Raw genomic sequence first — 14,226 nt, forward strand, 5'->3', positions numbered from 1 at the left:
AGATTCAATAGAATTATGATTTTTTTATTTTTAAATGACTGTGGATGAAAATCTTTTAAATTCATTAATTGATTTTACCAAATCAGCCTCATCTCGATTTATCCTTCATTTAAAAAACAATTCATATCCTTTAACTAAAGTTCAAGTAACTCATTCTTCTATCCCCGTAAACGAACCTACAACTCGTGGAGGAGTATATTTTTCAGAAAAATTTGCATATAAAATGAAAGGAACCATTGAAGATCTTTCTGTGGTGCCGTTACTTACAAAGAAAATGCTTGGCCCAAACACCGAATTTGGCGAACTAAAAATTACTACTGTTATAGATGTGGAAGGGAATCAAAAAAACCTGGAAATTTCAACAAATCTAACAAATAGTGTTCAGACGCCTGATTCTATAGAACTTAGCATGATTATTGTAAAACTAGAATCTGTTTAATCTACAAAATATTTGTCATATCTTTTTCTGCTATCTTCATCTGAAAGGACTTCATATGCTTTGTTTAGTTTTGACATTTCTTCTTCTGAATCTTTTTTTGTTCTATCAGGATGTGTCTTTTTTGCCAATTCTCTAAATTTTTTCTTTATCTCTTCTTGTGTTGCATCTCGTGATACTTCTAACATTTCATAATAATTTGGAAGTTCATCATTTCTTGCAGCATCTCTGAATTCTTTGTCTTTTACAGTGTTTCTTCTCTTTCCAATCTCTTCATAGTCATCTCCCCAATCCGATTGATACTTTTCATTCGTTTTGTCTTTTTTTGATTCTAACTCTTCTTTATCATAGGATGTCTTTCTCCTAAGAATGATGTCTCTTGCTAAAAACAAAAACAACCCAATAACTACTATTGCAAATCCTCCAAACAGTATGATTTTCTCTTCATCTGTTACCTCAAGATCCATATCTAATTCTTTTTCTTGTCCATATGATGATTGTACCAAAAGTAAAACTATTGAAATTAGAAAAATACTTGCAATTCTCAATTCTTCTTCACTATGATAATCTAAAATCTTCTTTTGCAGTATTTAATACTACATGTGTGATTGTGTTTTCTACATTTGGAATCGCAGCAAGTTCTTTAACAAACTTACTTAGGCCGTTTCGTTCCTTGAATTTTGCAATGATTACTGTATCTGTTGAACCTGTAATATCATAAACCCCACAAACATTTTCAAATTTTGATATCTCTTCTTCAATATCTACAACTTTGTCATTTTTTGCAATGATTTCAATTATTGCAGTAAGAGAATACCCTAATTTTTCATGATCAATTATTGCTGAATACCCGTTAATGATTTTCTCCTTTTCCATCTTTTTTATTCTTGATAGAACTGTTACAGTTGACATTCCGAGTTTTAATGCCAGTTGTCTTGCTGATAGTCGTGCATCTACCATCAGGTTTCTTAGAATTTTCTCATCTGTTTTATCTAAATTCACATTTTATGTAATGAAAAAATTTATTTAAATTTTCACTAAATAACTGAAAATTTGTTTAATTTGGTAGGCTCAATTTTTTTTAATATTTTTCAAATTTAATAAAAATATAAAACTACACCATTTGTGGAAAAAATCCAAGAACTTGTATCTCAAGGTAAGGTTCTGCTAGAAGACGGGAAATTTGATGATGCCCTTGGTTTCTTTGAACAAGCATTACTTTTGAATCAAGATGATCCTGATTTGTGGAATTACAAGGGTATCACTTTGAGAAGTCTTGGAAGATACGAAGAGGCAATGGATTGTTTTAACAAATCCCTCAATATTGATCCTCGTGATAGAAATTCTTCTTGATCTAGTGTTGACAAATAGTGAATCTATATTATTAACAAAATATTATCTTCCATATTGAATAACACAGATCGAATGTTAGCTGAAGCCTATGAATGTGTTGAGGATGGAGATTTCCATGATGCCCTTAATCTTTATGATCTTGTACTGAAAAAAGAACCCTCAAACATTAGTGCCCTAATCGATAAAGGAGTAACTTTACAGAATATAGGTAGAATAAAACTTGCAATTCGATCATATGACAAAGCATTACTTATCTCTCCAACAAACATCGATGCATTACTAAACAAAGGTACTGCATTACATTCTGCTCAAAAATATGACGAAGCAATGGATTGCTATGATGCTGTTTTAAAAATTGATAAAAAATGTGCAATGGCATTAGCTTACAAAGGTCTATCCTTGGGAGAAACTGGAAAACTACAAAATGCTCTAAAACATTTTAAAAAAGCGTTATCTATTGATAAAGAATTTGATTTGGCCAGTATTTCAAAAGAAATGGCTCAAGATTTACTAAAATCCATTAATGACAATAAAGTCAAAACACCGTAACATCGCCAGGTGCAGGCTCTCTATTCATTTCTTTTTCATTTGACTCAAAAAACTCCTTATGTTTAGAATTTTGATGTTCTCTGAGTCTCTCTATATCTTCAAACCCTTCGTGGCATAGATAGCATTTTGGCTTGTGTTCATCTACTAACGGAAGCACCATATTGTGATATTCTTATTTGGTTACTTATTTCTTGAGCCTGACTAAGGAATATATCATGATGAAGATGCCTTAGGGTATGCTGGAACAACTGGTGGGGGATTCTCAGGCATTAGATCGCGCAATTGCTGGCCAAGAATTGTCCTACAAAGATGGTTTGGAATTGATGAATTACGATAATTTACATTTACTAGGAGCAGTAGCTGATGCCCGAAGAAAAGAACTAGTTGGTGATACTGTAACGTTTGCTGCATCATACTACATGAATTACACAAATGTTTGTGCTGCAAGTTGTCAAATGTGTGCATTTTATAGAAAAGATGGTGCAGAAGATGCCTACACATTAACCCCTCAAGAAATTGAACAACGAGTTGGAATTGCAAAACAAATGGGGGCAACTGAAGTTCATATTGTTGGAGGATTTCATCCCAAACTTCCTCTTGAGTATTATGAAGACATGATGAAAGTAATAAAGAAACATCATCCACAACTCAACATCAAAGCGTTAACTGCTGCAGAGATTTTCTATTTGTCAAAACTTACAAAAAATTCTACTAAAGAAATTTTATCTCGATTAAAAGATGCAGGGTTAGATTCAATGCCTGGTGGTGGTGCAGAATTATTTCATCCAGAAATTAGAAAAAAGATTGTAAGAGGAAAATGTACTGGACAAGAATGGTTAGATGTAATTGAAGAAGCACATAACATGGGAATAAAAAGTAATGTAACTATGCTTTATGGTCATATTGAAAAACCTGAACACATTGTTGATCATCTCATCAAAATTCGTGACTTACAAAAGAAAACAAATGGCTTTATCACACTTATTCCTTTAAAATTCAGTTTAGATAATACTGAACTAGAACAAGAACACTTGGTAAATAATGAATGTTCTTCTGTTTATGACTTGAGAGTAATTGCATTATCTCGACTTATGCTTGCAAATTATCTAAACAATATTTCTGTTTACTGGGTGGCATATGGAAAGAAGCTTGCTCAGGTTGCGTTATCTAATGGCGGTAGTGATTTAGTCGGAACTGCTTTTTCTGAAGAAATCTACCGTGCTGCTGGAAAAGCAACCAGTTCTTCAGTAGATGAACTTGCAACTATGGTAAAAGAAATAGGTCGTACTCCTGCACAAAGAAATACTCATTTTGGGATTTTAAAGAATTTTTAATTTAGATGCTTTTTAATAGATTCTAATTTTTCTTTACCACTTTGTTGTTTGTCTTTTCTTGAATCTATTTTGATTACTACTTCTACCCTGTCCATTCCTAGATTGTGTACTGTTTCAGTCATTTGTTTTGTAGCTTTGTTAATCAGATCCATGTCGTCTGATTCTAAAATAGTTCCCATTGAATTAATTTCATATTTGAGGTTCTCAATTTTTTGAATTGATTCTATTGCTTTTGCAATGTAAAAACTGGCACTGGTAGTTTTTGTGGCCATTGGATAAACACTAATTTCTGCATGAATCATTTCTTTTTTCTAATTCTTTAAGATAAAAAAAGTTTGAATTACTTTGCCGGTTTTTTTTCTGTTCTTTTTGCACTGCCTTTTTTGCGTCTTGCCCCAAAACTTATCAAAACTAACAAAAATCCCACACCAATCAATAACCCATACAATAACTGTAAAGCCTGATTTTCATCTTCTGCCACCATCAAATCGATTATTTCTTCTTCAGTCATTCCGGCATGACCTGTTGGTGCCTGGCCTGTTGTAACTCCGATTATAACTCCTGCAATAATCATTGCAATGCCTCCTGCAAAAATTTTCTTATCGATTAGTACCAACTGATATTATTTTGAGTCTATCATATATTAGGAAATTGGATTGTGAAAATTTCTATTTTTATTACTCTTTTAGGTATATTTTTGGAGAAATTTTAGCTTGATCTCTTGAATTAATCATCAACATATTTCTAGAATCTACCACGTCACAGGTAATTTTTGTATATTTTTCTAAAATCCTTCTGGCGGTTTTTGTACAAATACATTACAAACAAGTGCATCTGTTTTTTTATCTCTGTATTGCACATTACATGAAACAAATTTTCCTTTCAGTGCTCTTTCTAAATCTTCTTTTGTTTTTTCTTCATATTGTGGTTGTTCGGGATCGTCTATTTTACTCATGATAATTTTTTCAACTTTCCCATATTCTTCCTGATTGTCTTTTCTAGTGTGACTGATTAACAATTCAAATGCATTGTTTGTAAGAATGTTGATAACTGCACCACCAATACCGTCTCCCATTGATTTTTTTCTATTTTTGTTCTATAATTACTTGATGGCTATGCTTAATTCAAAATCTGGTACAAGATCTTTTTCTTTTGCCATCTCAAACAATTTTCTTATAGATTCTTCACCTGAATCTCCCATATTGACAGTTACTTGATTTACATACATTTTTACAAATTTTTCAATCAGGTCTCTTGGTTTTCCTCTAGAGTATTGCATTGCGTATTCTAGAGCATCTTCTAAATTCTCTAAACCATACTCTATTGATGTTTGTAGATACTGGTCAAATTTATGAATCGTATCCATTCCCAAATCTGTTTTCATAACATTAATTCCAAGTGGGACTGGTAATCCGTTTGTGGTTTCATGCCACCATTCTCCAACATCTAAAATTTTGATATTTCCTTCTTGCTCATATGATAACTGGGTCTCATGAATTACCAATCCTGCATCAACTTTGCCTGATTTTACTGCCTCTGGAATATCACTAAAATTCATTTCTACATAATCAAATTTTCCAATCATTAATTGAAGCAGCAAAAATGCTGAAGTCATCTTTCCTGGAATTGCAATTTTACATTTTTTTATCTCATCAATGGTCATTTTCTCTCTTGCAGTAACAATTGGTCCGTATCCTATCCCAAAACTTCCCCCACTGCGCAATATTGTATATCCTGGAATGTATGCACATGCATGAACTGAAACTGCTGTCACATCTAATTGAGGATCTGTAGCTTTTCGATTTAATTTTTCAATATCTTCAATTACATGGTTTACTTTAAAATCTGGTGATGGAACTTTGCCTGTAAACATTCCATAAAACATGAATGCATCATCTGAGTCAGGAGTATGGCCTACTGAAATTTCCATATTTTCCCGTAAGATCGTCGTAATAAAAATCAAAACATGATCATAACAGATTTTCTAATATATGCCAAAATTTCATTTCTATTAATGAATACTATTGATGCTTTTGAAAAAGACATTCATCTTCAAGTTGATTTTCTAAAATCATTCAAAAAACAAAAACCTATTTCAAAGACCCTTCAAAAAAATACTCTTTTTACTGGTAGTGGTGACTCTTTAATTTCTTCAATGTTAGCTGAATCATTTTCAGAAGGATTGACATGTGCCATGGATCCTTTAGATTTGTACAAGAACAAACATCTAGTGAAATCAAAACATGTCTATTTTGTTTCAATCTCTGGAAATACTGTCACTAACATCAAAGTTTCAAAATTTGCAAAAAAATCTATTGCCATTACTTCAAAATCTGACAGTAGATTGGCCAAAATATCTGATGATGTCATTTTACTAAACTCCCCCACTCACCATGTGTTCACCGCAGGCAGTATCTCATTTTTAGAAAGTGCACTTACATGCATATCTCTAGTCAAACCAATTTCTGTTCCAAAATCTGATGGAATCTTTAGAAATGCAAAATCTGATTCTAAAAAATTCAAAATTTCAAAAAAGATCTATGTTTTAGGTAATCTTTTTACTTTTCCTATTGCCATGTTCTGCGCAGCAAAATTCTATGAAGTAATGGGGTATGATGTACATTATTCCCGAATAGAGCAATTTTCTCATATGGAGTTATTTTCTGCAAAACGTGGGGATACTGTGATAATTTTTGAAGAAAAAAACACTCACAATAGGCAACTAGTCAAAAACCTCGAGAAAATTGGAATCAATGTAATTCTCCCTAACCTTCCACCTGGAAAACTATCTCAGGTATTGTATTGTACATTTTTCTCTCAATTCATTGCGCTAAATGAGGCAAAAAAGAAACACAAGAAAGACTGTCATTTTGTAACTGCAAAAAATATTCGTAATGTAAGTAACCAAATGATCTATTGATCTTTTTACAAGGCTAAGGTTTAATAGCTGAATCCTAGGGTTTGCGAATATGGTAAAATTCAAGTCAACAAGTGACGTTATGAAAATTATCAAAAATAAGGATCAGATCCGAAACTTTGGTGTAATCGCACACGTTGACCATGGAAAAACTACCATGAGTGACAGCCTTTTAGCTTATTCTGGAATTATTGCCCCCTCAGCTGCTGGTAAAGCACTTGCAATGGACTTTGATAAAGAAGAACAACAAAGAGGTATCACAATTTATCAGGCAAATGTCACTTTACTCTTTCAACAAAAAGACAAAGAATATGTCATTAACATGATTGATACTCCTGGACACGTCGACTTTAGTGGAAGGGTAATTCGTAGTCTTAGGGCAATTGACGGTGCAGTTGTTGTGTGTGATGCAGTTGAAGGTATCATGACTCAAACTGAAACTGTAACTAGAATGGCACTTGAAGAGAGAGTAAAACCTGTACTGTTTATCAACAAAGTAGACAGACTCATCAAAGAATTACGTTTAACCCCTGAAAAAATGCAAGCACAACTTGCAGAAGTCGTTTCTAATTTTAATCAATTAATTGACACTTATGCTGAACCTGAATACAAAGAAAAATGGAAAGTATCTATTCAGGATGCAAGCGTTACATTTGGTTCTGCAAAAGACAGATGGGCAATCAATGTTGATTTAATGAAAGAGAGAGGAATTACATTCAAAGATGTTATCGATGCTTATGAAAATGAAAAGGTAGCAGATTTGGTTGAGAAAGCACCTTTAGCTGATGCAGTTCTTGGCATGGTCGTAAAACATCATCCTGCCCCTGCTGAAGCCGTAAAATACAGAATTCCACAAATTTGGAAAGGTGATTTGGATTCTGATGTTGGAAAAGCATTGCTTGCATGTGATGACAGTGGTCCAACGATTATGATGATTGTAAATATGGTATTAGATCCTGCCGCAGGTCCTGTTGCAATTGGAAGATTATTCTCTGGTACTATCAAAGATGGACAATCAATTCAAATTATTGATGAAAAACGTGAGGGAAGAGTTCAATCTGTAAACTTTTTCATGGGAAACCAAAGAGAACAAGTTGGAGAACTTGGAGCTGGAAATATTCCTGCACTATTGGGATTAACTGAAGCTAGAGCAGGTAACACATTATCTACTGTTAAAGACATTCCCATGTTTGAAGGTGTCAAATATGTTTCAGAACCTGTAGTTCAAGTTGCAATTGAACCAAAACATCCTAAAGACTTGCCAAAACTTGTTGAAATTTTAAGACAGCTTACAATTGAAGACCCAAACCTTATCGTAAAGATCGATGAAGAAAGTGGGGAAACTATTGTTGCCGGTATGGGTGTATTGCATTTGGATGTTGCAACACATAGAATTCAAGATGCAAAATGTGAAATTGTCACCTCTGAACCTTTGATTAACTATAGAGAAACTGTAAAGGCTGGTTGTGAACCAATCATGGCAAAATCTCCAAATAGACACAACAAAATTTTCATGAAGGTTGAGCCCTTAGAGCCTGAAATTGCACATATGCTTAGAACTGGTGAAATCAGCGATATGAAAGACAAGAAAGTAGTATCTGATTTACTCAAAGGTGCTGGTTGGGATACTGACACAATCAAGAGAGTTATGAAATTTGATTCACGTGGTAATGTTTTGATTAACGGAACAAAAGGTGTTCAATTTGTACAAGAGTCAACTGATTCTATTAATTCTGGTTTTGATGAAGTAATGAAAGAAGGCCCTCTATGTAAAGAACAGATGAGAGATTGTAAATTCACATTTACTCACTTTGTACCTCACGAGGATACTGCACACAGAGGTTTGTCTCAATTAGGACCTGCATCTCGTAGAGCATGCATGGGTGCACTACTCACTGCAGGAACTGCTGTTTTGGAACCTACTTTAGCTATCGAAGTTCGTGTCCCAACTGATTTAGTTGGAAACGTTGCAACAGTTCTTTCTGGAAAACGTGGTAAAGTTTTGGACATGTCTCAAAAAGGTGCATCAAGTATTGTTACTGGTGAAATTCCAGCTTCTGAGACATTTACCTTGTCTGAAGAGATGAGAGGTCAAACTGCTGGACGTGCTACATGGAATACATCATTTAAAGAATGGACTGAAGTTCCAAAATCAATGTTGACAACAGCTGTTGCTGATATTAGAAAGAGAAAAGGACTTGCTCCAGAACCACCTGGTGCAAATGAATTCATCGATAAAGAGTAAAAATAGAACTCAGTTCGTTGATGACAAAAATACAATTGAATTGGCTTTATGATGTAAGTTTGTTTGTTGGAAAATTGTTATAATGAAACTATTTCAAAAAAATATATGAAACTCATCTTATTTGTATTTTTGAGTACAATCTTACTTTTCTCTCCATATCAATCATTTTCTCAGCAAGATAAATTTGAAATTATAGGACAAACCATGACCCATGATCCCACAATTTGTGCGTTAGAGCCCAACACGACAATTCTAGATGCCTGGAAAAAATTATCAAAATATACTAGAGGAGCAGTCCTTGATTGGGAAACCCAACTAAATCAACAAACTAGAACTAGAGATGTTTGGAATATGGAACTTCAGTTAATCCCATTAGAAAAACAAACACATGAAATAAAATGTGACATTACAATAGAATTCCTTCCAAAACCTCAAAACAAAGAAGAAGAGTTTGTAGTATTAGGATATACCATCAACAACAAACAGAATGATGCAGATATTGTAATTTACTTTCTAAACATTGAACTAGAAAGGGTAGACTATACAGAACCAGCTAATGATCCTGGATATTATTATTCAATTGTAGAATGGATTCCAAGTTATGCTGATTATCTAATTCCTTCTGAACCGTTAACTATGACAATCAAACATGAAATTGGTCATGCTTTGGGATTAGGACATTACATATCATATGATGATGATGCTCTTCAAAAGTGGCAAGATGGTGTTCAAAGACCTCCATCAATTATGATTCCAATAGAGCCTACCAAAGTTATTTCAGCTGATATTACACCATTAGATGTTGAAAAATTAATTCAAATTTATGGCAGAGATGGATTTTATTCTGAAGAAATCGTAGATGAAATTTACGAATCAAAAATTGGTCATGAAAGAGTAGCATTGCCTGATTGGATTCGTAATAATGCAAAATGGTGGTCAGATGGAATAATTTCAGACAAAGACTTTGCTTCAGGAATAGAATTCATGATCAAAAATGACATCATAACAGTTGAGATAACTGGAACAAATTCATTTTCAACAGAGCAAAAGATTCCTGATTGGGTAAAATCTAATGCAAAATGGTGGTCAGAATATTTGATTCCATCTGAAGAGTTTGTAAAAGGATTGCAATTTCTTGTAAAATCTGGAATAATTCAAGTTTGATAGTACTAGAAAAATCATTACTGCCTAAATTTCTAAATTTTCTCCTGCGACTGTGTCTTGAATAGTGGCCTCGAAATTTTTTAATAGTTGACCTACTAATAATAGGTTGACCTAGTTAAAATGAGTCATTCTGAGCCTACCCTAATGATGTATGAGCGTGAAAGGATAATTCTAGAGCATATCAAAGATAATCCTGAGTTACATCATAATGCCCTTCTGAAACTTGTAGTTCCAAAATTCATGGCAAAGACTACCTTTGAAAAGACTCGTGATTCTCTTATTGAAAAAGAAATCATTTTTGTAAATTCTGAAAAAAATATGAAATTTTATCATGTTACTGAAAATTATGCTCACAAAACTGCACAACATATTGAACAGACTACAAACAACTCTTTTCATGATCTAAAAATCCAAATAAAACGACTGGAGACTGATTTTCCTCACAAGGATGTAGATGAAAAGATACACACTGCAAATTCTCTTCTAAGACGATTATTGCAAACTGATAATGGTTTTACAATTTTAGATTCTATAAAAAATCCAAAGAAAACCCTGTATCGAGATGAACATCTGACAATACAGCAATTAATTTTCCAAGTTTATGAGGTAATTCAAAATGACAAGGATTCTGAATTATTACTTCCTACAATTGTTAGTTTTCTGGGAGTTACAGTGCCAAAAAATTCATCAGATAAATAGCACATTCTTTAGTTATTTATTCTGGTTCATTTTAGACTATTCTATGGGATTATTATACACAAAATTTTACATGGATTTTGATGATAGTGATTGGAATCAAATTTCAAATGATCCTATAATTTTTCAAACAAAAAAAGAAAATGTCTCTTTAGAAATTGATGATGCTTCACATAACTTTTACAAACTCCATTTTAAAAAAGGTGGACAAATCCGAATGTTTAGAGTTACTGGAAGATTTAGACTAACTTGGGATGATGAAGACATTTTAGACTAGAAAAATTATAATGGGCTTTTTTAAAAATACAATTATGTCTTTGAATGAGCAGGTTTCTAGAATCTTAGAAAACTTTGAAAACACATCTTCAAGTGAAATTGTTGATGTTTTAAAGCAAATTCAGCCTCAGTTTAAGAGTGATTTGACCTCTGAATATCTTGGTGGTAAAATTCAAAAAATCTCAGATGCTGAAGATGAATCTGAAAAAAAGAAACAATGCAAAGCATTAACTCCTTATTTGGATTGGTATTTGCAAGGTCTCTAAAACTATTCAGAATATTCTTTTATTTTCTTTAATGCTGTTTTTATGATATCTAAATCATTTTTGGCCTCAGCCAAATCTCCAACCAGTTTTACAAAATATTCATGTCCTGTATTTTGTGCTTTATCAATATCTGATTCATAACACATCAATGCTTTTTCAAAAAATGGAACTTCCTCGCTAAGTTTTTTGACTTCTTGAATGTCATTAATACTATTTGTTATTTTTTCAATAATCTCATCAATTTTTGGAACTGTTTTCATCGCTTGTTGATTTAACACGGATGCAAACATTGCAGCAGAATCTTTTAACTCTGGACTTTGTCCAATGGTTCTTAATCTTTTTCTATAATGCTCTAATGATTTTAAAAGAATCTCATATCCTCCTTCATCTTTTAAAAAGATTGCACCCAACCATATTTTTTCAGTCATTTACAAAATCATAACCAATGTGCTATAATTTAGTTATCACCAAAATTATTTTTGAATTGTTTTTAATGATTGAAAATTATTCTTTATGTTCAAAATTTTCTTGAATTGGAGGTTGATTTCTACTAATTAGATATAGTAAGATCCCTGCTACTATTACTCCAATTCCACTAAGACCTACAAATGTACCCATATTCTTGATGTGATTCCATATGGGCTCAGTAGGATCTAACTCTATTGAATAAAACATGACTAATCCTGCTAAAAACATCGCCCCCCCTATGATGAACATTAGGATCCCTGCTCTCACAATTTAGCGTAAATTTTCTAATTAATAAATCACCTAAAATTTATGCACAGGTAAATTTTTTTTAAAAAGTTATTTTTACTAGATTAGAACAAAATTAACCAAAGACGAATTGACATGCAACAACTAACTCTTTCCCAAACAATCGAAAATGTTCAAGATCTAATTGACTCTGGGAATGGTGATCCTGGAAGACTCTATCACATCCTTGAATGTCTAAAAAACAATCGCTCTCTTTATCATTCTGATCAAAAATATCTTGAGAAAAAACTAGATTCATTAATTACACTTGAAGAAAAAGAACAACCATCTGGAGAAAGCGATGTTTTACCAAAAATTCAGGAATTAATTAATACTGGGAATGGTGATCCTGGAAGATTACAACACATCTATGATATGATTTCAAATAACAAAACTTTGTACCATTCTGATATTTCATATTTGGAATCAAAACTAAACGAACCTGTTCCACCAAAACCACAAGAAACTGTAGCTATTGTTGAACCAAAACAAACAGAAACTGTGACTGTTACTGAACCAAAACAAAAAGAATTTGTTCCACCCCCTCCTAAACCTGCTCCTGAAACAAGACCTTCTTCTAAAGGAACAATGCCAAAAGGTTGGAATTCCTTACCTGATTCCGCAGAAGTTGAAAAGATTTCAAAAGATATACGTAGTGAAGAAGAAAAAATTGAAAAACAAAAATTAATTTCAAGTGAAATTGATGCACATCGCTCAAAATTAACCCAACTAATGTCTCACAGAAAAGAGTATGAGCAAAAAGTAACTCAAGAAAAAGCAACATTAGAAGCACAAATCAAAGAAGAACGACTAAAAATTGAATCTCAAACAAAACTTTCTGAAGAAATCATTACTCAAAAAGAAGAACTAGATAAAGTGAAAAAAGAGCGAGCCAAAATTATCAAAAACATCAATGCAGAAAAGACAAAAATTTCCAAAGAATTAGCACAACAAAAAAGACAATTAGTTCAAGCACAACTAGAACAAGAGAAAATAGAAAAACAAGTGGAAACTGAACAAACTTTACTTGCAAAGATGATTGAAGAACAAAAATCACGCTTACTTGAACAGGCATCAATTGCAAATGAAATTAAATCTAAACAGGCTGATTTGGAAAAGACCAAAAAAGATTATGAGTTTATTGTTTCTCAAGTAAATAAAGAAAAGGCAAAATTTGCTGAATCTGAAAAACTCAAAAATCTAATCAAATCCCAAGAATCTGACTTGATCAAAGCAAAAGAAGAACGCCTGAATTTGATAAACACCATCTCAAAAGAAAAAGAATTGATCACCAAAAAAGCAAATGAAGAGAAAGAACGCTTGAAATCCCAAGAAAATTTAGCAAAACAACTCAAAAAAGAAGAAAAAAACTATGAATCTCTCAAAAAGAAACGTGAAAAGACAGAACAACAAATAAAATTGAAAAATCAAAAATTAAAAGAAAAACAACAAAAATTAAAAAAACAAATTGCTGCTAAAGACAAAAAATTAAAATCATTAGGTACAAAATCTTCTACTAAAAAACCTACCAAAAAACCATCTAAAAAGACAACCAAAAAAAAAACAACTAAAAAAATAACGCTAAAGAAAAAATCATCTTAATTTTACAGTAATCTCTTCACCGTTTCCTATTGGTGATGTTATGGTTCTGACATTTGGATTTGCTTGTATGTGTGCTGAATATTTTTTCATATCTTCTCTGTATTTTTCAGGATATAGGATATTGTCAGTGATAATCACACCTCTGACTGATACTAATGGTACGATCATGTCAAAATATTCAATAACATTTTCTTTATCTGCATCAATCAACACAAAATCAAAAAATTTGTTGTATTTTGCGTGTAAGTTGAATTCTCTTAGAATCTGCATTGCTGTTCCTTCTTGGATGGTTATGGCATCTGATACATCTGCATTTTGAAAATTTTTCTTTGCCATTTTGATCTTCTTTGGGTTTTGTTCTATTGTTGTGATTTTACCTCCGTTTTCAATGATTGCTTCAGCACACCATATGGTAGAATATCCTGTCGACATTCCAACTTCCAGCATATTTTTTGCATTTCCTAGTCGTATCATCATATTGAGAAGTTCACCTGTGTCTTTTGTTATGGCCAACATTCTCTCATTCGCAGGCACATCTACCTTTCTTGATTTTTCTAATGATGATTGATTTTCTAATTTTTCTAGAACTTCAAAAATTGATGTTTTCATGTTATTCTATACCTATCTACAAACTC

At 32.5% G+C, this 14,226-nt stretch carries 21 protein-coding genes; 11 read left to right on the forward strand and 10 right to left on the reverse strand.

Going from position 1 to position 14,226, the window contains the following annotated elements; all coding sequences use genetic code 11:
* Positions 1-34 precede the first annotated feature (34 nt).
* Positions 35-439, forward strand: a complete 405-nt coding sequence (locus ACQY2P_RS02310) for a hypothetical protein (protein WP_428326803.1) — start codon at positions 35-37, stop codon at positions 437-439.
* Here the strand turns inward: ACQY2P_RS02310 and ACQY2P_RS02315 are convergent.
* Positions 436-984 (reverse strand): DnaJ domain-containing protein, encoded by a 549-nt coding sequence (locus ACQY2P_RS02315; protein WP_428326804.1) that lies wholly within the window; start codon positions 982-984, stop codon positions 436-438. The genes ACQY2P_RS02310 and ACQY2P_RS02315 overlap by 4 nt on opposite strands.
* A gap of 10 nt (positions 985-994) precedes the next feature.
* On the reverse strand, positions 995-1,438 hold the full coding sequence (locus ACQY2P_RS02320) for an Lrp/AsnC family transcriptional regulator (protein ID WP_428326805.1): 444 nt from the start codon (positions 1,436-1,438) through the stop codon (positions 995-997).
* 123 nt (positions 1,439-1,561) lie between these two features.
* Here ACQY2P_RS02320 and ACQY2P_RS02325 point away from each other — a divergent pair, with 123 nt between their 5' ends.
* Entirely contained in the window at positions 1,562-1,789 is a 228-nt protein-coding gene (locus tag ACQY2P_RS02325) for a tetratricopeptide repeat protein (RefSeq protein ID WP_428326806.1), read from the forward strand.
* Between the two features lie 54 nt (positions 1,790-1,843).
* Complete coding sequence (locus ACQY2P_RS02330) at positions 1,844-2,338, forward strand: tetratricopeptide repeat protein (RefSeq protein WP_428326807.1); 495 nt, start codon at positions 1,844-1,846, stop codon at positions 2,336-2,338.
* Here ACQY2P_RS02330 and ACQY2P_RS02335 read toward each other — a convergent pair.
* Complete coding sequence (locus tag ACQY2P_RS02335) at positions 2,325-2,498, reverse strand: hypothetical protein (protein WP_428326808.1); 174 nt, start codon at positions 2,496-2,498, stop codon at positions 2,325-2,327. The genes ACQY2P_RS02330 and ACQY2P_RS02335 overlap by 14 nt on opposite strands.
* Before the next feature lie 76 nt (positions 2,499-2,574).
* On the opposite strand from ACQY2P_RS02335, the gene ACQY2P_RS02340 reads away from it, so the two are divergent.
* A complete protein-coding gene (locus tag ACQY2P_RS02340; protein WP_428326809.1) occupies positions 2,575-3,672 on the forward strand; it encodes a radical SAM protein in 1,098 nt (365 codons plus the stop codon).
* On the opposite strand, the gene ACQY2P_RS02345 is transcribed toward ACQY2P_RS02340, so the two are convergent.
* From ACQY2P_RS02345 to ACQY2P_RS02360, 4 genes are all read right to left on the reverse strand, one after another.
* Positions 3,669-3,974: an MTH1187 family thiamine-binding protein gene (locus ACQY2P_RS02345; RefSeq protein ID WP_428326810.1), complete on the reverse strand. Its 306-nt coding sequence runs from the start codon at positions 3,972-3,974 to the stop codon at positions 3,669-3,671. The genes ACQY2P_RS02340 and ACQY2P_RS02345 overlap by 4 nt on opposite strands.
* A gap of 38 nt (positions 3,975-4,012) precedes the next feature.
* A complete protein-coding gene (locus ACQY2P_RS02350) occupies positions 4,013-4,246 on the reverse strand; it encodes a hypothetical protein (RefSeq protein WP_428327259.1) in 234 nt (77 codons plus the stop codon).
* A 210-nt stretch (positions 4,247-4,456) separates the two neighbouring features.
* Positions 4,457-4,747: a hypothetical protein gene (locus ACQY2P_RS02355; RefSeq protein ID WP_428326811.1), complete on the reverse strand. Its 291-nt coding sequence runs from the start codon at positions 4,745-4,747 to the stop codon at positions 4,457-4,459.
* Between the two features lie 27 nt (positions 4,748-4,774).
* Entirely contained in the window at positions 4,775-5,602 is an 828-nt protein-coding gene (locus ACQY2P_RS02360) for an MqnA/MqnD/SBP family protein (RefSeq protein WP_428326812.1), read from the reverse strand.
* An 84-nt stretch (positions 5,603-5,686) separates the two neighbouring features.
* On the opposite strand from ACQY2P_RS02360, the gene ACQY2P_RS02365 reads away from it, so the two are divergent.
* The 6 genes from ACQY2P_RS02365 (at position 5,687) to ACQY2P_RS02390 (ending at position 11,236) form a co-directional block, all read left to right on the forward strand.
* Positions 5,687-6,592 carry a sugar isomerase gene (locus tag ACQY2P_RS02365; protein WP_428326813.1) on the forward strand — a complete coding sequence of 302 codons (906 nt, stop codon included), beginning with the start codon at positions 5,687-5,689 and terminating at the stop codon, positions 6,590-6,592.
* Positions 6,593-6,641: 49 nt separating this feature from the next.
* On the forward strand, positions 6,642-8,834 hold the full coding sequence (locus ACQY2P_RS02370) for an elongation factor EF-2 (protein WP_428326814.1): 2,193 nt from the start codon (positions 6,642-6,644) through the stop codon (positions 8,832-8,834).
* A gap of 129 nt (positions 8,835-8,963) precedes the next feature.
* A complete protein-coding gene (locus ACQY2P_RS02375; RefSeq protein ID WP_428326815.1) occupies positions 8,964-9,998 on the forward strand; it encodes a hypothetical protein in 1,035 nt (344 codons plus the stop codon).
* A 120-nt stretch (positions 9,999-10,118) separates the two neighbouring features.
* Positions 10,119-10,697 (forward strand): hypothetical protein, encoded by a 579-nt coding sequence (locus tag ACQY2P_RS02380; protein WP_428326816.1) that lies wholly within the window; start codon positions 10,119-10,121, stop codon positions 10,695-10,697.
* Positions 10,698-10,740: 43 nt separating this feature from the next.
* Positions 10,741-10,971, forward strand: coding sequence for a hypothetical protein (locus tag ACQY2P_RS02385; RefSeq protein WP_428326817.1), 231 nt, complete (start codon positions 10,741-10,743; stop codon positions 10,969-10,971).
* Between the two features lie 34 nt (positions 10,972-11,005).
* Complete coding sequence (locus tag ACQY2P_RS02390; RefSeq protein ID WP_428326818.1) at positions 11,006-11,236, forward strand: hypothetical protein; 231 nt, start codon at positions 11,006-11,008, stop codon at positions 11,234-11,236.
* 2 nt (positions 11,237-11,238) lie between these two features.
* On the opposite strand, the gene ACQY2P_RS02395 is transcribed toward ACQY2P_RS02390, so the two are convergent.
* Together ACQY2P_RS02395 and ACQY2P_RS02400 are read right to left on the reverse strand one after the other, a co-directional pair.
* Positions 11,239-11,664: a hypothetical protein gene (locus ACQY2P_RS02395; RefSeq protein ID WP_428326819.1), complete on the reverse strand. Its 426-nt coding sequence runs from the start codon at positions 11,662-11,664 to the stop codon at positions 11,239-11,241.
* A 76-nt stretch (positions 11,665-11,740) separates the two neighbouring features.
* Positions 11,741-11,953 carry a hypothetical protein gene (locus tag ACQY2P_RS02400; RefSeq protein ID WP_428326820.1) on the reverse strand — a complete coding sequence of 71 codons (213 nt, stop codon included), beginning with the start codon at positions 11,951-11,953 and terminating at the stop codon, positions 11,741-11,743.
* A gap of 132 nt (positions 11,954-12,085) precedes the next feature.
* Here ACQY2P_RS02400 and ACQY2P_RS02405 point away from each other — a divergent pair, with 132 nt between their 5' ends.
* On the forward strand, positions 12,086-13,591 hold the full coding sequence (locus ACQY2P_RS02405) for a hypothetical protein (protein ID WP_428326821.1): 1,506 nt from the start codon (positions 12,086-12,088) through the stop codon (positions 13,589-13,591).
* On the opposite strand, the gene ACQY2P_RS02410 is transcribed toward ACQY2P_RS02405, so the two are convergent.
* A complete protein-coding gene (locus ACQY2P_RS02410) occupies positions 13,583-14,200 on the reverse strand; it encodes an O-methyltransferase (RefSeq protein ID WP_428326822.1) in 618 nt (205 codons plus the stop codon). The genes ACQY2P_RS02405 and ACQY2P_RS02410 overlap by 9 nt on opposite strands.
* Positions 14,201-14,226 lie beyond the last annotated feature (26 nt).

Source organism: Candidatus Nitrosopumilus sp. (genome assembly GCF_965262695.1).
GTDB lineage: Archaea > Thermoproteota > Nitrososphaeria > Nitrososphaerales > Nitrosopumilaceae > Nitrosopumilus.